The organism is Streptomyces sp. NPDC001351 (assembly GCF_042896045.1).
Lineage (GTDB): Bacteria > Actinomycetota > Actinomycetes > Streptomycetales > Streptomycetaceae > Streptomyces.
The window spans coordinates 966,913-987,882 of record NZ_JBIAWS010000003.1; the positions used below are offsets into that span (position 1 = coordinate 966,913).

General features: G+C 68.5%; 16 protein-coding genes. 4 read left to right on the plus strand and 12 right to left on the minus strand.

What is annotated here, in order from left to right; genetic code table 11:
- Nucleotides 1-10 precede the first annotated feature (10 nt).
- Genes ACFY1U_RS14585 through ACFY1U_RS14620 form a run of 8 tightly spaced genes read right to left on the minus strand, consistent with a single transcriptional unit; the run spans nucleotide 11 to nucleotide 9,701 of the window.
- The gene (locus ACFY1U_RS14585) at nucleotides 11-2,260 is read right to left on the minus strand and encodes an alpha-galactosidase (RefSeq protein WP_390694456.1); all 2,250 of its coding nucleotides are present in this window, start codon (nucleotides 2,258-2,260) and stop codon (nucleotides 11-13) included.
- Nucleotides 2,257-5,499, minus strand: coding sequence for a glycosyl hydrolase family 28 protein (locus ACFY1U_RS14590; protein WP_390694457.1), 3,243 nt, complete (start codon nucleotides 5,497-5,499; stop codon nucleotides 2,257-2,259). Before ACFY1U_RS14590 ends, ACFY1U_RS14585 begins: the two co-directional genes overlap by 4 nt.
- An 11-nt stretch (nucleotides 5,500-5,510) precedes the next feature.
- Complete coding sequence (locus ACFY1U_RS14595) at nucleotides 5,511-6,299, minus strand: Tat pathway signal sequence domain protein (RefSeq protein ID WP_390694458.1); 789 nt, start codon at nucleotides 6,297-6,299, stop codon at nucleotides 5,511-5,513.
- Nucleotides 6,300-6,303: 4 nt separating this feature from the next.
- Nucleotides 6,304-7,491, minus strand: a complete 1,188-nt coding sequence (locus ACFY1U_RS14600; RefSeq protein WP_390694459.1) for a glycoside hydrolase family 105 protein — start codon at nucleotides 7,489-7,491, stop codon at nucleotides 6,304-6,306.
- Complete coding sequence (gene pqqE / locus ACFY1U_RS14605; RefSeq protein ID WP_390694460.1) at nucleotides 7,488-8,564, minus strand: pyrroloquinoline quinone biosynthesis protein PqqE; 1,077 nt, start codon at nucleotides 8,562-8,564, stop codon at nucleotides 7,488-7,490. The genes ACFY1U_RS14600 and pqqE overlap by 4 nt, the downstream gene beginning before the upstream one ends.
- Nucleotides 8,561-8,815: a pyrroloquinoline quinone biosynthesis peptide chaperone PqqD gene (gene pqqD / locus ACFY1U_RS14610; protein WP_390694461.1), complete on the minus strand. Its 255-nt coding sequence runs from the start codon at nucleotides 8,813-8,815 to the stop codon at nucleotides 8,561-8,563. Before pqqD ends, pqqE begins: the two co-directional genes overlap by 4 nt.
- Nucleotides 8,812-9,528, minus strand: coding sequence for a pyrroloquinoline-quinone synthase PqqC (pqqC, locus tag ACFY1U_RS14615; RefSeq protein ID WP_390694462.1), 717 nt, complete (start codon nucleotides 9,526-9,528; stop codon nucleotides 8,812-8,814). Before pqqC ends, pqqD begins: the two co-directional genes overlap by 4 nt.
- Nucleotides 9,529-9,551: 23 nt before the next feature.
- Nucleotides 9,552-9,701, minus strand: a complete 150-nt coding sequence (locus tag ACFY1U_RS14620; protein WP_390694463.1) for a pyrroloquinoline quinone precursor peptide PqqA — start codon at nucleotides 9,699-9,701, stop codon at nucleotides 9,552-9,554.
- A 301-nt stretch (nucleotides 9,702-10,002) separates the two neighbouring features.
- On the opposite strand from ACFY1U_RS14620, the gene ACFY1U_RS14625 reads away from it, so the two are divergent.
- Nucleotides 10,003-10,839: an aldo/keto reductase gene (locus ACFY1U_RS14625; protein ID WP_390694464.1), complete on the plus strand. Its 837-nt coding sequence runs from the start codon at nucleotides 10,003-10,005 to the stop codon at nucleotides 10,837-10,839.
- A gap of 93 nt (nucleotides 10,840-10,932) precedes the next feature.
- Here ACFY1U_RS14625 and ACFY1U_RS14630 read toward each other — a convergent pair whose 3' ends face one another.
- Complete coding sequence (locus ACFY1U_RS14630; RefSeq protein ID WP_390694465.1) at nucleotides 10,933-11,544, minus strand: hypothetical protein; 612 nt, start codon at nucleotides 11,542-11,544, stop codon at nucleotides 10,933-10,935.
- A gap of 214 nt (nucleotides 11,545-11,758) precedes the next feature.
- Here ACFY1U_RS14630 and ACFY1U_RS14635 point away from each other — a divergent pair, with 214 nt between their 5' ends.
- A complete protein-coding gene (locus ACFY1U_RS14635) occupies nucleotides 11,759-12,454 on the plus strand; it encodes a glycoside hydrolase family 75 protein (protein ID WP_390694466.1) in 696 nt (231 codons plus the stop codon).
- Nucleotides 12,455-12,520: 66 nt separating this feature from the next.
- Here ACFY1U_RS14635 and ACFY1U_RS14640 read toward each other — a convergent pair whose 3' ends face one another.
- Nucleotides 12,521-13,441, minus strand: a complete 921-nt coding sequence (locus ACFY1U_RS14640) for a class I SAM-dependent methyltransferase (protein WP_390694534.1) — start codon at nucleotides 13,439-13,441, stop codon at nucleotides 12,521-12,523.
- Between the two features lie 136 nt (nucleotides 13,442-13,577).
- On the opposite strand from ACFY1U_RS14640, the gene ACFY1U_RS14645 reads away from it, so the two are divergent.
- A complete protein-coding gene (locus tag ACFY1U_RS14645) occupies nucleotides 13,578-14,354 on the plus strand; it encodes a phytanoyl-CoA dioxygenase family protein (RefSeq protein WP_390694467.1) in 777 nt (258 codons plus the stop codon).
- 117 nt (nucleotides 14,355-14,471) lie between these two features.
- On the opposite strand, the gene ACFY1U_RS14650 is transcribed toward ACFY1U_RS14645, so the two are convergent.
- Both ACFY1U_RS14650 and ACFY1U_RS14655 read right to left on the minus strand, forming a co-directional pair.
- Nucleotides 14,472-16,184 (minus strand): glycoside hydrolase family 6 protein, encoded by a 1,713-nt coding sequence (locus ACFY1U_RS14650; RefSeq protein ID WP_390694468.1) that lies wholly within the window; start codon nucleotides 16,182-16,184, stop codon nucleotides 14,472-14,474.
- A gap of 45 nt (nucleotides 16,185-16,229) precedes the next feature.
- Entirely contained in the window at nucleotides 16,230-17,699 is a 1,470-nt protein-coding gene (locus tag ACFY1U_RS14655; protein ID WP_390694469.1) for a cellulase family glycosylhydrolase, read from the minus strand.
- A 281-nt stretch (nucleotides 17,700-17,980) separates the two neighbouring features.
- On the opposite strand from ACFY1U_RS14655, the gene ACFY1U_RS14660 reads away from it, so the two are divergent.
- Nucleotides 17,981-20,899, plus strand: a complete 2,919-nt coding sequence (locus tag ACFY1U_RS14660) for a glycoside hydrolase family 48 protein (RefSeq protein WP_390694470.1) — start codon at nucleotides 17,981-17,983, stop codon at nucleotides 20,897-20,899.
- Nucleotides 20,900-20,970: the final 71 nt, after the last annotated feature.

Sequence of the window (20,970 nt, forward strand, 5' to 3'; positions counted from 1 at the left end):
GATGTTCCCCTCAGCCCGTGTACTGGGTGAAGACCTTGAGGTAGTCGTACGGCTGCTGCGAAACGCCGCTGCAGGCGTCGCCGTCGGTGCCCGAGCCGCAGGCCCGGTCGCGGTTGACGGCCCAGTAGGTGAGCCGTCCGATGTGGTGCTGCTGGGCGTAGGCGAGCATGGTCTTGAAGTCGGCCACCCGCACGCGCTCACCGGAGTCGTCGGTCTTGCCGTTCATCGACGACAGTCCGATGTGGGTGTAGGCGGTGGAGTCGCTGTAGCCGTACGCCGACTTCACCTGGGCCTTGAGTCCTTCCATCGCCTTGGTGGTGAGGCTGCCCATGGTGGTGGTGCCGCCGCCGAAGTCGAACGGCATGATGCACCAGACGTCGTTCGCCAGACCGGAGTTCGCGGCCCGCTTGATCATGTCGGTACCGGTGGAGTCGGGACCGCTGGAGGTGGTCCCGAAGGTGATGACGGTCTTCAGGCCCGGGTTGTTGGCCTTCACCGTCTTCAGCGCGTCGACCACCCGCTGCCGCACGGTCGCGTTGGACCACTCGGTGTTCTCGATGTCGATGTCGAGCGCCTTCAGCTTGTAGGCGTTGATCACCTTCTGGTAGGCGCCGGCGAGCGCGGAGGCGCTGGAGCACTTCTCGCCGAGCTTGTTCCCGCTCCAGCCGCCGACGGAGACGACGACGTCACCGCCCGCCGCTCTGATCGCGTTGATGGTGGACTGGTCGCTGCCTCCGGTCAGCGGGCGGGAGCCGTCCCACTTCGGGTTGCAGGTGCCGTCGGAGAGGATGAAGGCGAGGGTGAACCACTTGACGCCCGTCGCGGACATCACCGACGTGGGGATCTGGGGGCTGCCCCAGCCGAGGTACTCGTAGGGGGCCACGGCGAAGCCGGGTGAAGCGGCCGCCGCCTCCAGGGAGTTGGCGGGCTTGACCCGGATGAGCCGGGTCTCGCCCGGACGCAGGGTCGCGCTGTAGGAGTCGGCGATCACGCCCTTGTGGGATCCGGACCAGAGGTCGGTCACGTCACCCGAGCCGCTGAAGCCGACCTGCGACCAGTTCACGCTCACCGTCGCGTTGCCCGAGGTCCCGGTGTTGAACAGGGCCACGACGTACTGTCCGTCGCTCTCCTTCTTGCTCCAGACCTGTTTGACACCGCTGCTCACGATCCGCTTCGCGGCGACGCCGTCCTGGTCGACGCCGATCAGCCGGTCGTTGGTCAGCATCGCCTTGTCGACGGGGTCGAGCTGGGTGAGGTCGGTGCCGAGCAGGAGCGGGGCCGCCGCCATCGACCACAGGGTGAAGTGCGAGCGGCGCTGGTCGGCCGTCAGGCCCACCTGGTCGCCGTTGCCGATCTCCAGCGAGTCCAGGTCGTTCCAGCCACCCGGGCCGGCGTACTGCTGCCAGGAGGCGGCCGAGTCGAAGCGCTTGGAGACATGGGACCAGTCGGTCAGCGGATAGCCGCTGCCGTTGCTCCCCGGCCCGCAGTAGCACTCGACGTCACCCTGGGTGCGCCAGCTGTTCGCCAGTTTCCGCCAGGTGGGGGCGTCGGCGATCGGCAGGTTGTTGGACAGGGCGAAGTTGATGGGCCGTCCGCTGGCCCGCAGCGCCTTGTCCCAGGCCTGGACGTCGGGGATGTCGGCGCTGCCCACCCCGTCGATCTTCAGGTAGTCGACACCCCAGGACGCGAACTGCTTGGCCCAGGAGTCGACGAACTCCTGCGCACCCGGCTTGGAGTAGTCGATGTAGTACATGTTCTTGCAGTTGTAGTTCTTCTCGGTCTTCGAGGTGTCCGCGATGTCCTTCGCGTGGTACGAGGTCCCCTCGATCGGCGTGTTCTTGGTGACGGCGTTCTTCGCGATGCCGGGGGTGACGTAGAAGCCGAACTTCAGGCCCTTGGAGTGGACGTAGTCGGCCACCCCTTTGATGCCGTCCGGGAACTTGGCGGTGTCGACGGCCCAGCGACCGTAGCCGTCCACGGTGAAGCCGTTGGAATCACACTTCTGCCAGAAGTCGTCGAGGTTGACGTAGACGAAGCCGTGGTCCTTGAGGCCACTGGAGACCAGCGCGTCGGCCTGCGCCTTGATCTTCGCCTCGGTCGGCGTGCGGCGCACGAAGCTCCAGCTGGACCAGCCCATGGCGGGCCGGACGGACTGGCCGTTGTCGGAGGCGGCCGCCGGGTGGGCGGCGCCCACGAGCGGCACCGCCGCGGCGAGCAGCAGGCCCGCCGCCGCGGCCGTGAGGGATCTGAGACGGATCATGACTGTCCCCCGTTCGCGGGTGTGGCGTACGACGTGCCGATCCACGCCTCGTCGACCCGCAGTCGCTTGTAGCGGGTGGTGTCGCTGGAGGCGGCCCAGGTGGTGTCGACCTCGAGCCGGACGTAGCGGGCGCCCGCGGCGGTCAGGTCGATGCCCTGGATGCCGCGGCGGCTCGGCAGCTGGCCGGACTTGACCGCGCTGCCCCAGGTCGAGCCGTCGTTGCTGAGGAACACCTTGTAGTCCTTGATGCGGGCCGACTGCTCGGTGCTCGAACGGGCGTAGGCCACGGAGTCCTCGCGCTGGTTGAGCCCGATGTACTGCACCTTCTTGGCCGAGCCGAGGTCGAAGGTGAGGTTCACGGGGAGGGTCTTGTTGTTGTCCCAGTAGGTGAGGTAGTCGCCGTCACCGGCGGCCGACGCGGGGTGCCCGCTCGCGGAGGCGCTCGCGCTGACCTTGACGCCGGTGAGGATGCCCTGACGGCCGGCCGTCGTGACCTTGAAGACCGTGTCGTACGGGTCCCAGGTGCCGAGCCCGCTCAGGGTGAGCACGCCGCCGGACTGCGACCACGAAACCGCCGCTCCAGTGCGGAGGTTGGTGACGGAGGCGATGCGGTAGCCGTTGTCCCGCACGCGCAGGGTGCTGGTGCTGGGCGGGGTCAGGACGTGGATGTACTGCCGGTTGGCGTCGTCCTTGGCGATGGTCGTCACCCCGTACGCGCCGTCGTTCCAGGCGCCGGGCTTGAGGCCGCCGTACATGTAGCCGCCGCCCTCGGTGCCGTGCAGGGACTCCCAGATGGGGTCGAGGTAGGAGTCCGCGAAGGTGTTGAAGGAGGCCTGGTTCGACGGGAACTTGCCGTTGACCTGGGCCGTCTCGGCCATCAGCGCCTTCACCGAGGAGCCGGCGTTGGTGATGAGGCGGCCGAGGGTGAGTGCGCGGTCGACGGAGGGGTTCGAGCCGTCGTACCACCACGCACCGGTCGAGGGCAGCTTGAAGTCGGCCTCGGTCAGGCGGGGTTGGGCGGTGTAGACGGCCTGCGGGTAGTCGTAGGCCGGGGTCATGCCCGTCTTCTGCTCATTGCTGATCATGTCCATGATCGGCGTGTCTTCGTTGTTGTTGCTGAGCGTGTAGTTCGGGCGCTTGTCGTAGATCTGCTGGTAGAGGTTGTGGCTCTCCCAGTAGGAGTTGTCGTTGTCGATCCAGAAGCCGCCGAGTTCGGGGTAGCGGTCCATGACCTCGAAGAAGTTGTCGTAGCTGAACTGCCCGAAGCCGTCGTTGGTGGTCAGGTCGACGTTCTTGCCCTTGTAGGCGGAGTACGCGGCCGAGTCGAGCCACTCGTGGCCGCCCTCGTCGTGCCACTGGGGGTCGTTGGTCATGTAGAGGATGACCTTCATGCCCTTGGCCTTGGCGGCCGTGATCAGCTCGCCGAGGAAGTCCCGCTTGGTGGAGCAGGATCCGGGGATCTTGGAGGGCCAGGGGCGGGCGTAGCCGAGGCGGCTGTGGAAGGTGGCGAGGACCAGGTACTGGGTGTGCAGCTTCTGCGCCTCGTTCACCCAGTAGTCGGGGCTCCAGCCCCCGCTCGTGACGTCGTTCTCCCAGGCGGTGCAGCTGGTGTGGGCGGGTGCGGTGCGCAGCCCCCAGTGCAGGAACAGACCGCCGACGGAGGCGCGGAGGAAGTCCTGGCGGGGGTTCTCCAGGTCGAGCGGCCTCACCGCCGTACTGGTACCGCACTCCTGGCTGCCCGAGACGCGCAGGGCACCGCCGGAGGTGTTGTGACTGTCCGTCAGGCAGCCGCCGGTGACGTCCTGGAAGCCCACGTCGAAGGGGGAGTTACTGCCCCTCTGCGCGGTGAACCGGGTGAGCCGGATGCCGCTGGCCGCGTTGGCGATGAACGCGGGCCGGCCGTCGTTCGAGGCGAACTTGACCGAGCTGTCGGTGAACTGCACGTTGTCGGCGTTGTGCAGGTACCAGCCGTAGGCGGGCCGGGTACCGATGCTCTTCGGGTTGTAGTCGGTCGAGTCGTTGCTGGGCACGCCCGTGGACATGGTGCCGTTGCCGCCGGGGACCGTGATGTTGACGTCGGTGAAGGTCACGCCGTTGATGCGGTGCCCGGACTCGCCCCACAGGGTCGGGCTGAAGGAGGGGCTGTTGCCGGTCGCCGTGATGTTGTCGTACGTGACGTTGCTGATCGATCCGACGCCGGGACTGTTGCCGCAGCGTTTGCGGGTGCCGATCTTCTGCATGATCGGCGAGTGGACGTTGGTCATCGTGATGTCGCGGTAGTGGACGTCGGAGATCTTCGCGCCGTCCATCGACACCATGCCGAGACCGGACTTGTCCGCGCCGTCGATACGGATGTTCTCGAACTGGTAGTCGGAGAAGTCACCGCAGGTCTCGGAGCCGAACATCAGGGCGTTGCAGCACTTGGCGCCGAGCGTCGAATCACTCACCCGCACATGGCCGTTGGGCAGCTTGGCGCCGAGGGCGTAGTCGCTCTTGAAGACCAGGGCGTCGTCGTTGGCGTGGATGGTGGCGTTGGTGATCGTGGCGTCGGTCGTCGAGATGACGTTCCAGCCGTCGCGGTCGCTCGCGGTGTCGATGGTCAGGTGGTCCGAGGTGACGTTCTTGCAGCCGTTGATCAGGGCGGCGAAGTGGCCTCCGCGGCGCAGGGTGAGACCGTCGCCGATGCGCAGGCCGTCGCACCGGGTGAGCGAGATGATCTTGTCGGCCTCGCCGGACTTCGGGTTGCCGGTGATCAGGTTGCCCATGCCGTCGATGACACCCTGCCCGACGAAGCCGATGTCGGTCAGCCGGTCGCCGTAGATCATCGCATCGTGGAAGTGGCTGTGCCCGTAGTCCTGGTAGGCGTCGTACGGGTTCGGCTCGGCCTTGTCGTAGGTGTCGGCGCTGGAGCCCTGGATCGTGGCGCCCTTGTCGAGCTGGAGCGTCACATGGCTCTTCATGTGGATGGTGTTCTGGGACTTGTAGGCGCCGGCGGGAAAGCGGACGATGCCGCCGCCACTGGCCGAACCGGCTGCCGTGATGGCCTTGTTGATGGCCGGGGTGTCGTTGGCGGACCCGTCGGCCTTGGCTCCGTAGTCACGGACGTCGTAGACGGCGGCGGTCTGCGGGCTGTGGTGCGGGGCCGCGAGCGCGGCGGGGTGGGCGAGTCCGAGGACGACGGCGATGACGAAGAACACGATCGCCGCCGCCCCCGTCCGCTGTGCGGTGGGGGGTCTCATATGACGGTTCCTCAGACGAGTTGGTAGCCGCGGAGATTGGTGAGCAGGAGGTAGGTGTCCTGCAGGGACCCGGAGGTGTCGCCGAGGGAGCGGTAGATGCCCCACTTCGGGCGCACACGGTCGGCCAGGAAGGTGTCGACGCCGGATTTCGACGCGTCGACGACGGTGGAGCCGCCGGACTTGAGGATCCAGCGGACCGAGCCCGCCGAGCCGTTGCCGACCTTGATCTGGAAGTCGACGTCGGTCCATGTGTCGTGCAGCGGGTCGAGGTCGGTGCGGCCGACGAGGATGTCGTCGACGGCCAGCTTCAGCTCGATGGTCTGCTTGCCGTTCACCCGGCGCAGGGACTGCACGACGATCGGCGAGGTGCCGTTGCCCGGCTGCTTCATCTGCATGATGTGGGTGAAGGTGGTCGTCGCCTTCAGCGAGCTGGGGATGTACATCGAGTACGTGACCCGCCAGGTCTGGCCCTCGGTCCACTTGAGGTAGTTGCCGCCGCTGCCGTTGCGCAGGCCGGTGACCTCCTGGCGCTGGCGGTCCGTCGAGGTGTCGCGGTCGACGGTGTGCATGTTGAAGCGCCAGTTGTTGCCGGTGGCGAAGATGTGCGGATGGCCGGCGGGGTGCGAGTCGGCGCGGTCGTCCTCGACCGTCTCGAAGGCACCGAGGCCGTCGCCGCTCGCGGACGGTGCCCACTTCTGCTGCCAGGAGGCGGCGTGAGCGGTGGTGGCCGGCAGGCCGACCGCCGCGGTGGCCGCGCCACCGAGAGCGGCGCCCAGCAGCGCCCTTCTGGATGTGCTCATGACATTAATCACCTCGCAGTTGCTCGTTCATGATCAGGAAGGCGCCCAGGCCGTGGAAGTCGTTGGTGGCCCGGGGGCGGGCGACGTAGTACGCGTAGTCGCCGACGTTCGTACCGACGGATGTGTCGGCGAGGTCGGTACGGCCGTCGGGGCCGGTGGAGAGCTTGGCGAGCACGCCCTGGTAGCCCCGGCGGGCGATGTCCGCGTAGTGGGGGTCGAGGTAGTGCTGCTGAGCTCCGCGCGAGAGGGCGTAGGTGAACATGCTGGAGCAGGACGTCTCGGTCCAGTTGCCGCTCCGGTCGCCCTTGTCGATCACCTGGAACCAGCGTCCGGTCGCCGGGTCCTGGTATTTCTCCAGACCTTCCGCCAGCTTGCGGAAGATTCCGATGAGTTGGGCCCGGCGTGGGTGGTTCGCGGGGAGCGCGTCCAGCACATTGACGATCGCCATGGCGTACCAGCCGACCGCGCGGCACCAGTGTTCGGGGGCGAGCCCGGTCTGCGGGTCGGCCCAGCTCGCGCTCTTCGACTCGTCGTAGGCGTGCCTGAGCAGACCGTTCGCCACCTGCAGATGGCTGCCGTACACAGACAGCTGCCTGGCCGCCTCGTCGTCGGTGGAGGCGCTGTCGCCGAACTCCTTGCCGTACTCGACGAGGAACGGGTTCACCATGTAGACGCCGTCCGACCAGAGCTGGTGGGCGCGGGCGGCGGAGTCCGCGTGCCAGAAGCCGCCGTCGGCGGTGCGCGGGTAGGTGGCGAGCCGGTCGACGATCTTCTTCGCGGCCTTGCGGTAGCGGTCCTGGCCGGTCTCGTGGTGCAGGATCACCAGCAGCCGTCCGGCCTGCATGCTGTCCAGGCTGTTGAAGGACTGGTCGATGGAGCCGTCGCTCTTCACGAACCGGTCGACATAGTTCCTGATGTACGTCAGGGAGCGGGCGTCATGGGTGCGCTTGTACGTGAGGTACTGGCCGTAGAGGTAGAGGCCGACCGGGTAGGACCAGCCGCCGATGGTGCTCGGGGTGTAGCGGGCCATGGTGGAGTCGACGACGGCCACGGACCAGTCGGGGGCGGCGGCCCGGAGGTGTGCGGGCGCGGGGGCGGCGGGCGGAGCCGGTGTCGCCGCCGGCAGGGTGACGAGGCCGGCGGTGACGAGGGCGAGGGTCGTCAGTGCCGTCCGCAGACGTCTGGGGCTCATGTTCCTCCCTTTCGGTGGACGTACGCGAGGTCGCCGCGCGGCCCCTGCACGAGATCGCGTACGAGGTGGTGGTCGGGGGCGTGCCGACAGGCCGGGTCGGTGCGGCTCGCGTCGCCGGTGAGGGCGTGGGCCTGGCAGCGGCAGCCGCCGTGGTCGGCGGAGCGCAGGGCGCAGCCGCGGCAGGGTTCGGGCATCCAGGACTCGCCGCGGTAGACGTTGAAGGCCTTCGACTCCCGCCAGATCCACGCCAGTCGGTGCTCGCGCACGTTCGGCGGGTCGAGGTCCGCAAGGGCGGCCGCGGCCGGGCAGGGCAGGACCGTGCCGTCCGGGGCGACGGTGAGCGAGACCGCGCCCCAGCCGCCCATGCAGGGTTTAGCGGTGGCGTCCACCCAGTCCGGGGCGACCCACACCAACTCCTTCGCTCCGTCGAGGAGTTGGCGCCAGCGGGAGACCGAGGCGCGAGCCCGCTCGACCTGTTCCCGGGTGGGCAGCAGGGCTGACCGGTTGCGCAGGGCCCAGCCGTGGAACTGCGCGTGGGCGAGTTCGATACGGTCGGCGCCCCACGACAGGCCGAGGGCGATCAGGTCGTCGAGGGCGTCGAGATTGGCGCGGTGGAGCACGATGTTGAGGCCGAAGGGGAGACCGGAGGCGCGGATCAGCCGGGCGGCGCGCTCCTTGGCCGCGAACGAGCGGACGCCCGCGATGCGCTCGGAGGCCCCCGGGTCGGCGTGCTGCACCGAGAGCTGGACGCTGCGCAGCCCGGCCTCGGCAAGTTCCGTCGTGCGCCGCTCGCTCAGCCCCACGCCGCTGGTGACCAACTGGGTGTAGAGGCCCGCGGTGTCGGCGGCCGCGACGATACGGGGCAGATCGCGCCGGAGCAGGGGTTCACCGCCGGACAGGTGTGTCTGCACGACGCCGAGGTCGGCGGCCTGACGGAACACGTCGGACCACTGCCCGGCGTCCAACTCCCTTGACCGACTGATCAGTTCGACGGGATTGGAGCAGTACCCGCAGCGCAGCGGACAGCCGTGGGTGAGTTCGGCGAGCAGCGCCCAGGGGGCGTCCACGGTCATGCGAGCCAGCCCTCCTTCCGTAACGCCGCGAGGAAGTCGGGGACCTCGCCGGCGACGGGTGCGTCGGGGTACCGTCCGCCGAGCTCGGCGACGATGGCGTCCACCGCGCGCGTGCCGTCGCAGAGGCGCAGGACGGAGCCCGCGCTGCCGCGCAGTACGACCACCCGCTCGGGGAGCAGCAGCAGATCGGTCTCCCGCACGCGGTCGTGGTGGAGGACGACACCGCGGGAGAGCGCCGGACGCCAGGTCATGGGCCGGCTCCGTCCACCGCGTCCAGCAGCGACCACAGCACCTCGCACTTGAACTCCAGTGCGGCCAGCGCGCGTTGCTGCTCCTCGCGGGTGCGGGCGAGGTCGAGGACCAGGGTGAGGGCCTCGGCTCCGTCGCGGCCGCCCTGGTCGACGCGCGTGCGGAAGTAGGCGAGGCCGTCGGGATCGATCCAGGGGTAGTGGCGCTCGAAGGCGGCGATGCGGGTGCGCATGAGGTCGGGTGCGGCGAGTTCCGTGAGCGAGGCGGCGATCGCGTCCAGGGCCGGGCGCAGGCGGCAGAAGTTGACGTATCCCTCGACCGCGAGGCGGACGCCGGGCAGCACCCGGGAGCCCTCCCACAGTTCGTCGCGGCGCAGGCCGGCCGCCTCTCCGAGGCGCAGCCAGCGTTCGATGCCGCCCTCCCCCTCGGCCGTGCCGTCGTGGTCCTGGATGCGGCGCAGCCAGGACCTGCGCAGTTCGGGCCGGTCCAGCTCGGCGAGGATCAGGGCGTCCTTGACCGGGATGTGGCGCTGGTAGTGGAAGCGGTTGGCGATCCAGCGGCGCAGCTCGGCCGGGCTCAGTTCGCCGCGGTGCATCCGCAGGTTGAAGGGGTGGCGGTCGTGGTAGCGCTCCGCGGCGACGGCGCGCAGCCGCTCGGTGAACTCGGCGGTTCCCCAGGCGGTGGCGCCGTCGGCACGGACGGTTGTCGCGGTCACGGTGCGGTCGCCGTACGGCCGGGTCAGCGGTCGCCGAGGGCGTAGGCGGTCACTTCGAGAGCGGTCTCCACCACCGTATAACCAGGGCTTTGCCAGACGTTTTCATCCGATGTCTCCCGCTCTTCCTGGAGCGGCCGTTCCGCACGGAGGACGTACCGAAGCGTCTCGTTCATGTGGCCGTACCTGCTTTCCTGAGGTGGGGGGGGTCGGGGAGGCCCAGACAGGTGCTAGGTGTTCACATGCATGCACCGAGTTCATGAACTCGTTCGGTGGCGCGATCCAGAGTTGCGGGCGGAAGGAGTCCGCGTCAATGGTCCGTACCGAAGACGTCGGATGCATTTCCGGACAACCCCCGGATCCGTCAACTGACTCATCGGTCAGTTCGCACGGATTCTCCCGTCAGGAATGCATTACCGCCGGTGATCGTTGACGATGGGAGTACCACCTGACGACAACCGTAAGGATCAAGAGCTCGTGAGCAGCAAGGTCCCCCCGATCATCCTCAACAACGGCGTCGAGATGCCCCAGCTGGGCTTCGGCGTCTGGCAGGTGCCGGACGACGAGGCGGAGCGGGCCGTCGCCACCGCGCTGGAGGCCGGGTACCGCAGCATCGACACAGCGGCGATCTACGGCAACGAAGAGGGCACCGGCAAGGCGATCGCCGCCTCCGGCGTCCCCCGCGAGGACATCTTCCTCACCACCAAGCTCTGGAACAGCGACCACGGCTACGACTCCACGCTGCGTGCCTTCGACGCGTCGCTGGACAAGCTCGGCGTGGAGTACGTCGACCTGTACCTGATCCACTGGCCGACCCCGGCCCGGGACAAGTACGTCGACACGTACAAGGCGTTCGAGAAGCTGCACGCCGACGGCCGCATCCGGGCGATCGGCGTCTCCAACTTCGAGCCCGACCACCTTCAGCGGCTGATCGCGGAGACGTCGGTCATCCCGGCCGTCGACCAGATCGAGCTGCACCCGCACCTGCAGCAGCACGCCGCCCGCGAGTACCACGCGGAACAGGGCATCGCCACCGAGGCCTGGTCGCCGCTCGGCCAGGGCAAGGGTCTGCTGGAGGTCCCGGCGATCGTCGCCATCGCCCAGAAGCACGGCCGCACCCCGGCCCAGATCGTGCTGCGCTGGCACCTGCAGCTCGGCAACATCGTGATCCCCAAGTCCGTGACCCCGTCCCGGATCAAGGAGAACATCGAGGTCTTCGACTTCAGCCTGGACACCGAGGACCTGGCGGCGATCAGCGCGCTCAACGAGGACCGGCGCCTGGGACCGGACCCGTCGACGTTCAACATGGCCTGACGGCTGCCGCGGTACACGGGTCGGCCCCCGCTGTGCGGCGGGGGCCGACCCGTGCCCGGGGCCGGCGCTACGTCGACTCCCCCACGGAACCCGTCAGTCGCCGTGCACATCCGCGTGGACGACCTCGAACTCCTCCAGTCCGATCACGGTCACATGCGCCTTGGCCGCGCTCTCGTGCCGGGCCGACGCCTGTGCCGCGCGGGATGCGCCGAGGGACTGCCGGTCCGTGAACAGCGCGCCGACCAGGCCGCGTCCGCGCTCCCGGTCGACCAGTAGGGAGGTCCTGGCCAGCCCGGACAGGCTGTCGAGCCGGGGGACCACGGAAGCGCGGAAGGTCTCGCTGAGCAGATCCGCGTCCATCGGGTCGAACTCCAACCTGGTGAGCCGCAGTCCGCCGCCCGGCTCCGGCGGCCGCACCTGATGGACGACCACCGCCTCGTAGTTCTCCACCGCGGTCGTCGCCGCGAACGGCTCCAGCAGCCCGCCGCGCCGTTCCCGCATGACCTGGTCGCTGTTGCGCCGGGCCTCCTCGGACCGCCACCAGCTCGCCGTCAGCAGCTTGCCGAGCTCCCGGTCCACGAAGATGCCGGCCCCGAGATAGCCCGGACGCTCCTCCAGCAGCTCCCGCCCCTGCGAGTTCAAGGCCCTGATGGCCGTGTCGACCTTCGTGGGATCCCCGGTCGCATACACCATGCGAACGAACATGACGCCTCGCCTCCCAGAAGTCGGGCGCACATCTGGATATTGCGTCCATCCAGTCTTCTCCTCCGGACAAACCGCTGCAATCAGGGCCGGACACGGTGCCGTGGCACAGAAGTCCGGACCAGTCCAGACCAAGGGGTTGACGAGGACACGCAAAGAGGGCCACCTTGTACGGCACCCAAGTAAGGAAACTTTCCTAACAGAAGGGTCCCCCACAGTGCGCATACGAACACTGACCCTCGCCGCGGCCTCCGGGGCCGCACTGCTCGCCGCCGGAGTGCTCCCCGCGAACGCCTCCGGTACGGCAGGACCGGCCTCCGCCCAGGAGGGCTCGGTCAGCGCGGCCGACCTGCTCGCCAAGGTGACGTCCTGTCAGCAGATCTCCCACGGCAAGTACAAGACGGACGACGAGACCTCGGCCACGATCCCGGTCTGCGGCAAGAACGGCGCGGTCTTCTGGAAGGCCGACATGGACATCGACTGCGACGGACAGCGCACCTCGAAGTGCAACGAGAACACCGACCCCTGGTACCAGGACGACACGGCGTTCCACCAGTCCAACGGCAAGCCGCTCAAGGCCGATTCGCTGCCGTACGTGGTCGTTCCCAGCTCCAGCAGCATCTGGAACTACTCCAGCTCCGGCATCAAGGGCGGCGGCGTGGTCGCCGTGATCTACAACAACAAGGTCGAGTACGCCGTCGTCGGCGACACCGGCCCCACAAAGATCATCGGGGAGGCCTCGTACGCCACCGCCCAGGCCCTCGGCATAGACAGCAACCCCGAGACCGGCGGCGCCGACTCCGGCGTGACCTACATCCTCTTCAAGAACTCGCAGGTGTCCCCCATCGAGAGCCACAGCGCGGCGGTCTCACTGGGGGATCAGCTGGCGAAGAAGTTCCTGCAGAACAACTAGGACATGGGGCGCGCAAGCTTCCGGGCACTCCAACCAGCCGCTCATGACGGCTGGTTGGAATCCCCCTCACATGGCATGGGCCGCCGTGTGCACCGTGTGTGCCGCCAGGACGAACACGTCCGGGCGGTGGTGGACGCTCGCCTTGTCGTCGGGGTCCAGGAGCTGGTCGAGGGTGGCGCGGTCGGTGGCGTCGAGGTGGTCGCCGAGGCCGTCGCGGAGGCGGGAGAGGGAGGCGGCGACATAGGCGCGGGCGCGGTCCTTGGCCGGGGCCGGCAGGTCCAGCAGGAAGGTCCGGGTGCCGGTGGGCCTGAGGCCCGCGGCGGCCATCAGGGCCGGCCAGTCCTCGGTCTCGGCGACCGCGCCGGGCAGGCCGGCGCGCATTTCGGCGAACCACTCCTCCTCCAGCACGTCGAGGCGGGCCTGCAGACCGGGGCGGCCGATGCCGATGTCCCGCGGCAGGAACCGCGCCGGCAGACCGCCCTCCATGAGCGCGAGTGTGCCGCCGGGCGCGAGCCGCGCGGCGAAGGCGGCCAGGGCGGCCCGCTGGTCGCCGATGTGGTGCAGGCTGCGGCTGGCCCACAGCAGATCGGCGGGATAGTCCAACTCGTCCAGCACACCCGGCAGTTCACCGGTGAGCGTGCCGAAGCGATCGCCCACCCCCAGCCGGTCGGCCCGGGCACGGGCCCGCTCCAGGAGCGGCGCCGAGCCGTCGACCGCGACGACCCGGGCCCCCGGGAAGGCCTCGGCGAGCAGACAGGCGACGACACCGGGCCCGCTGCCCGCGTCGACGATCAGCCCGGGTTCGGTCTGTTTGTCGGTCAGCCAGGTCATGGCCCGCTCGTACAGGGACGTGAACAGCTCCGCCTGCGATTCCAGCAGCGGGGCCATCTCGGCCCAGTCGATGTCGGTGTGGTCGTGGTGACCGTGCGTGCCGTGGCCGTGCGTGCCGTGGTCGTGATCGCCGTGCTGGTGGGGTCCGTGCGCCATGGTGGTCAGCCTCTCTCCGGGTGCCGCCCAGAGTGCGCCGACGCACCGCGCGAGGGCCAGTGCTGTTGCCGTCATGGCAAAAAGCGGCGGCAAAAATCAGGTGCGTACGGCCGACCGTGTCACCCACGATGGCCCGATGGACGACGAACTGGTGGACAGGTTCCTCACGGACGGGTTCGTGAAGATCGAAGGGGCGTTTCCGCCACGGGTCGCCGAGGACTGCGCGCGGCTGCTGTGGCGGGAGACGGGGTACGACCCCGAGGACCCCGCGACCTGGAAGGACCCGGTGGTCTGGGTGGGCGGCATGGCCCAGGGACCGTTCGCCGCAGCCGTCAACTCCCCTGTTCTGCACGAGGCGTTCGACCTGCTGGTGGGCGAGGGCCGCTGGATGCCGCGCTACTCCCTGGGCAGCTTCCCGCTGCGGTTCCCGCACGAGGAGGAGCCGGACGACGCGGGCTGGCACATCGAGGGGAGCTATCTGCCCGACGGTGTCGAGTCCCGCTGGTACCACACCAATCTGCGCTCACGCGATCGCGCCCTGCTGATGCTCTTCCTCTTCTCCGAGGTCACCGAGCAGGACGCGCCCACCCGCATCCGGGTCGGCTCCCACCTCGACATACCTCCCGTCCTGGAGCCGTACGGCGAGGAGGGCGTCTCCATGCTGGAGATCGCCCCCCAGGTCGTCGAGGCCTCCGCGCACCGCCCCGTCGCACACGCCACCGGCCGCCCCGGCGACGTCTACCTCTGCCACCCGTTCCTGGTCCACGCGGCCCAGCCGAACCACGGCACCCGCCCCCGCTTCATGGCGCAGCCGCCGCTGATGCCGGCCGTCCCCTATGAGCTGGAACGGCCGGACGGCGACTACTCGGCGGTGGAGTACGCGATCCGCCGGGGCCTGACCAACAAGGCCTGACCCCGGCGGACCTGTCTTTCAGGAGCGCGGGGCTGTGTTTGATGTGCGGCTGCCGCCGGGTGGCCGCGACCAGCCACAAACAGCCCGCAGCTCAGAACGCACCGCGACCAACGAGACCTACAACGGCGGGTACGCATTCTGCATCAGCTGCTGGAACTCCGCCGAGAACCAGTGCCCCGACAGCGGAGCGTTGGGCAGCGCCCCCGACATGTTGTTGTTGTTCCGGGGGTTGCCCGTATAGGTCGGGTCGCACATGCGGTCGAAGCCCTTGCCCTCGTCGTTCGGGATCGCGGAGCTGGACCCGTCGGACTCGCCCGGAGGCTTCATCCACACATACGCGTCGATCCCGGCCGCCGGACTGGCCTGCGGACGCTCGCCGAGACCGGCCCCGGCCTGGTTGCACCAGTTACCGGCGTTGATACGGCGGTCGTAGCGCCCGCCGTCGACATACGCGTCCACGCTGGTCTTCGGACCGGGACCGGCCGGCCGGGCGGTCCCGCCCCACCCGTTCCTGGACGTGTCGATCAGCATGCCGATGCCGGAGTTGAAGCCGACGGAGACCAGTTCGTTGCGGAAGGCCTGCGCGTACGACAGCTCGTCCACGTACCGGTTCCAGTCGACCCACTTGGACTGGCGCACGGAGGTGCCGTTCACCGTGTCGTCGATGGTGAAGTTGTTCTCCTTGAGGGCGCTGTAGTTCGCCGTGTTGGTGATGAAGCCCTGCACGTCGTCGACGGTCGCGCCCTCGCTGGTCGCCGCCTGCTTGAGCACGTTGGCGGAGGGGGCGAAGTTGTCGTCCCAGCCGAGCCAGCCGTGGTGGCCGGCGTCGATGTAGTTGTAGACGTTCGGGATCGCGCCGAGCTTGGCGAGCGCGTAGCCGACGCCCTTCACGTAGTTGCCGTTGGCGAGCATGGTGTCGCAGTTGGCGGTGGCGGTGGCGCGGCTGCCGGTGTTGGTGACGAGGTTGGGCAGCGAGTCGAGCTCGACCGTGGTGACGATCCGCAGCGAGCTGTACTTGCTGTCCGCGAGGATCGCCGCGATCGGGTCGATGAACTGGGACTTGTACTTGTCGATCTCCGTGGGGCCGAGTTCGCCGTTGGAGGCGAGAGCTGAGCAGTCGCGTCCGGGAAGGTCGTAGATGACGAGCTGGACGACTTCCTCGCCGCTGCCCTTCTGCTGCAGGGCCGCGTCGAGATGGTCACGCAGACCCATGCCGCCGTTCACGCCGTTGATCGCGGCGATGCGGTCGAGCCACACGCCGGTGGGCTGGTTGGAGATCCTGCTGCCGCCCGGCTCCGCGGCGGCATGCGCGGACCACTCGGGGTTCACGTACACCTTGGCGCCGGCGTACGGGTTGTCGACGCGGCCGCCCGGGTTGGTGCCGCCGCCCCCGCCGCCTCCCCCGCTGCCGTCATCGACGTTGCAGGTCACGCCGTCGAGCGTGAACGAGGCCGGGACCGCGTTGGTGCCGCTGTAGGAGCCCTGGAAGCCGAAGCTGACCGAACCGCCGGTCGCCAGCTGGCCGTTGTAGGTCTCGTTGGCGGCGGTGACGGCGGCCCCGCTCTGGGTGAGCTTGGTGTTCCAGTAGTTGGTGACCTTCTGGTTGCCTGCGTACGACCACTTCACCGCCCAACTGCTCTTGGCGGCACTGTTGTTGGTGACCGTGACGGCGGCGGTGAAGCCGGAGCCCCAGTCGTTCTGCACCTTGTAGTCGACGGTGCAGGGAACCGAGGCCGCGGAGACGCCTCCGGGGACGACGGCCGTCGCGGTCCCTGCGGTCCCGGCGACCAGCGCCAGGGCGGCGAGTATCGCTGTTCTGGTACGACTCATGAGTGCGGGTTCCTTCTTGGATGCGGGAATTGCGGGATACGGGACTTACGGGTTGATGGCGCGCAGGTGATCGCGCAGCCCGATGCCGTACGACGTGGGGGTCCCGTCGTAGTTGGAGATCAGGGAGGGACCGGAGGAGCAGTCCCAGGTGTTCCAGGTCCAGCCGAGGTAGGACAGGCCCCGGTCGTCGAACCACTTCATGACCTGGTCGACGAAGGAGTGCGAGCAGGTGTTCTCGCCGATCTCCCCGGCCACCAGCGGCACCTGGGCCGCGACCGGGGCGAGGGTGGAGTTCCAGCAGCTCTCGTTCGTACAGGCGTTGAAGTTGTAGACGTGGTAGGCGGCGACCAGATTGCCCGTCGGGTCGGTGGGCTTGTACGTCAGCCACTGGCCGAGGTCGTTCGAGTACGCCAGACCACCGGCCATGACGACGTTCTTGGCGCCGGTGCCGCGCACGGCGTCGACGAGGTCCTGCATCCCCGCGACCTGGTAGCCGATGCCGGGGCAGGTGCCTCCGTCCTTCCAGCACTGCCACGCCTGGGCGGTGGTGGAGGTCGCCCGGTCCGGGTACGGCTCGTTGAACAGGTCGAACACGACCGCCGGGTCGGCCTTGAAAGTGCTCGCCACCGACGACCAGAACGAGGGCGTGTACTGCATGTCGGGCATCGGCTTCTGGCAGGTGGCGTGCACGTCGGAGCAGCCCGCCGAGTTGCCGGTGTACTGGCCGTAGGTCCAGTGCAGATCGAGGATCGGCGTCAGGCCGTGCGCCTCCGCCTTGGTCACGAGATCCTTGACGGCACCTATGTAGTTGGCGCCCGCGTACTCGGGCTTGATGTTGGGAAGACCCAGCCAGCACTCCTCGTTGAGCGGGATGCGGACGGTGTTCGCCTTCCAGTCGGCGATCGCCTTGAGCGCGGCGTCGTCGACCGGGCCGTCCCACAGGCCCCGGCCCTGCACACACATGAACTCGCCGCCGGAACGGTTGACGCCGAGCAGCCGGCGGTTCCTGCCGTCGGCGTCCACGAGCTTGTTCCCGGAGACATGCAGGGCGGGTGCGGTACCACCGGCAGGCGGCTCGGTCGGCGGCGGGGACGGCTCCGTATCGACGTTGCACGTCGTCCCGTTGAGCCTGAACGACGTCGGTACGGCGTTCGTCCCCGACCAGGAGGCGAGGAACCCGGCGCTGACGCTCCCGCCGGTGGCCAGCGAGCCGTTGTAGCTCTCGTTGGCCGCGGTCACCGTCGTGCCGGACTGGGACCACTTGGCGTTCCAGCCCTGGCTGACCCTCTGACCGTTCGCGAAGTCGAAGCCGAGGCTCCAACTGCTCATGGCCGCCGTATTGTTGGTGATCTTCACGGCGGCCTGGAAGCCGGTGTCCCACTGACTGGTGACGGAGTACTCCACCGAGCAGGCGGGGGTGGCTCCCTGTGCCGTGACGACCGGTGCGACCGCCGTGCCCACCAGGGCCACGGCGGCAGCGACAAGTAAAAGACCTGAACGCGGGGGGTGTCGCATGAGCGACTCCTTGCAGTTCGGGCGCGTCGTGACGGACGCGTCGACTGATGGAATCGCTCCCACTGGTGTCCATGAAGCTAGCGCCAAGTGACGGCAAAGGACAGGGGGGTCACAGACTTTCCTGACTTTCCCTCAGCTGGAACGCGTCGAATCTTTTCGACTCTTCAAGCACCTTGACCGCCCCCACCCCCGTCCCCACTATGGGAGCGCTCCCACTGGTTCAAGGCTTGTTGCTCCTCCCCTCCCCCACTCTTTTCCGAGCCGCAAGGAGGAACCAGCACATGCAGCCCAGAAGGAGACGCAAAGCCGCTCGGCGGTTGTGGACCGCCGTGGTGGCGGCCCTCGCTCTTCCGCTCACCATGCTCGGCACCGGTACGACTCCCGCTCACGCGGCGGCACTTCAGTGCAGCGTCGACTACAAGACCAACGACTGGGGCTCCGGCTTCACCGCGGATCTGACGCTCACCAACCGCGGCACGGACGTCATCGACGGCTGGACCCTGACGTACGCCTACAGCGGCAACCAGAAGCTCAGCAACGGCTGGAACGGCACCTGGTCCCAGTCGGGCCAGTCGGTCACCGTGAAGGACGCCGGGTACAACGCGAAGATCGCCGCGGGCGCCGCGGTCTCCACCGGCGCGCAGTTCACCTACAGCGGCACCAACACGGCGCCCACCAGCTTCGCGATCAACGGCACCACCTGCGCCGGCGCGCACCAGCCGCCGGTCACCGTGCTGACCAGCCCCACCGCGGGCGCGGTCTACACGCAGGGCGACCCGGTCCCGCTCGCGGCCACCGCCGCCGCGGCCGACAACGCGACGATCAGCAAGGTCGAGTTCTACGACGACACGACCCTGCTGGGCACGGACACCAGCGCGCCCTACACGCTCTCCGCCTCCGGTTTGACCGTGGGCAGTCATTCGCTGGTGGCGAAGGCGTACGACAGCCTGGGCGCGTCCGCGGAGTCGACGCCCGTCGGCATCACGGTCGCCTCGGGTCCCGCCGTGGTGGCCTCGCCGACCCAACTGGGAGTCCAGCAGGGCAAGTCGGGCACCTACGCGGTGAAGCTGTCGACGCAGCCGAGCGCCAATGTCACCGTGACATCGGCCCGGGCGAGCGGCAACTCCGGTCTGTCGGTAACCGGCGGCGCGACGCTCACCTTCACGCCCGCCAACTGGAGCACCGCCCAGAACGTGACCGTCACCGCCGACTCCTCCGGCACCGGCTCGGCGTCCTTCGAGTCGACGGCGACCGGTTACACCAAGGCAGCGGTCACGGTCACCGAGCTGGCGGCCCAGAAGGCGTACGACGCCCGCTTCCTGGACCTCTACGGCAAGATCACCAACCCGGCGAACGGCTACTTCTCCCCCGATGGCATCCCGTACCACTCGGTCGAGACGCTGATCGTGGAGGCTCCGGACCAGGGCCATGAGACCACCTCGGAGGCCTACAGCTATCTGCTGTGGCTGCAGGCGATGTACGGCAAGGTCACCGGTGACTGGTCCAAGTTCAACGGCGCGTGGGCCCTCATGGAGAAGTACATGATCCCGACCCACGCCGACCAGCCGACCGGCTCCTTCTACAACGCCTCCAAGCCGGCGACGTACGCGCCCGAGCTGGACACCCCGAACGAGTACCCGGCGAAGCTCGACACGTCCGTCTCGGTCGGCTCCGATCCGATCGCGGGCGAGCTGAAGAGCGCGTACGGCACGGACGACGTGTACGGCATGCACTGGCTGCAGGACGTCGACAACGTCTACGGGTACGGCAACACGCCGGGCGGCACCTGCGAGGGCGGTCCGACGGCGAAGGGCCCGTCGTACATCAACACCTTCCAGCGCGGGCCGCAGGAGTCGGTGTGGGAGACGGTGCCGCAGCCGACCTGCGACGCCTTCAAGTACGGCGGCACGAACGGGTACCTGGACCTCTTCACCGGTGACTCGTCGTACGCCAAGCAGTGGAAGTTCACCGACGCCCCGGACGCCGACGCGCGTGCCGTGCAGGCCGCGTACTGGGCGGACGTGTGGGCCAAGCAGCAGGGCAAGGGCAGTGACGTCTCCGCGACCGTCGGCAAGGCCGCGAAGATGGGCGACTACCTGCGCTACGCCATGTACGACAAGTACTTCAAGAAGATCGGCAACTGCGTCGGTCCGTCCACCTGCCCGGCCGGCACCGGCAAGGACGCCTCCGACTACCTGCTGTCCTGGTACTACGCCTGGGGCGGCGCCACGGACACCAACGCGGGCTGGGCCTGGCGCATCGGCTCCAGCCATGTGCACGGCGGCTACCAGAACCCGCTGGCCGCGTACGCGCTGAGCTCGTACGCCGATCTGAAGCCGAAGTCGGCGACGGGCGCGACCGACTGGTCCAAGTCGCTGCAGCGACAGCTGGAGTTCTACCAGTGGCTGCAGTCGTCCGAGGGCGCCATCGCGGGCGGTGCGACCAACAGCTGGGCCGGCCGCTACGCCACGCCGCCGGCCGGGACGTCGACCTTCTACGGCATGTACTACGACTGGGAGCCCGTCTACCACGACCCGCCGTCCAACCAGTGGTTCGGCTTCCAGGCGTGGTCGATGGAGCGGGTCGCCGAGTACTACCAGCAGACGGGGAACGCGCAGGCCAAGGCGATCCTCGACAAGTGGGTCAAGTGGGCGCTGTCCAAGACCACGGTCAACCCGGACGGCACCTATCTGATCCCCGCGACGCTGCAGTGGTCGGGGCAGCCCGACACCTGGAACGCGTCAAGTCCCGGCTCCAACAGCGGACTTCACGTCACCGTCGCCGACTACACCAATGACGTCGGTGTGGCGGCCGCGTACGCCAAGGTCCTGACGTACTACGGCGCCAAGTCGGGTGACGCCACCGCCAAGTCGACGGCGAAGGCGCTGCTGGACGGCATGTGGAGCAACTACCAGGACAGCCTGGGCATCGCCGTGCCGGAGACCCGCACCGACTACAGCCGGTTCGCCGACAGCGTGTACGTGCCCAGCGGCTGGAGCGGCAAGATGCCGAACGGGGACGCGATCAACTCGTCGTCGACGTTCAGCTCGATCAGGTCGTTCTACAAGAACGATCCGGCCTGGTCGAAGATCCAGGCGTATCTGGCCGGTGGGGCGGCGCCGTCGTTCACGTATCACCGGTTCTGGGCCGAGGCGGACATTGCCATGGCCATGGGCTCGTACGCGGAGCTTCTTGAATAGCCCTGCGAGGAGCTCCGCGGGTTGGGCAGTTTTTGGCTGCGAGTCCGTTGTGGCTGGTCGCGCAGTTCCCC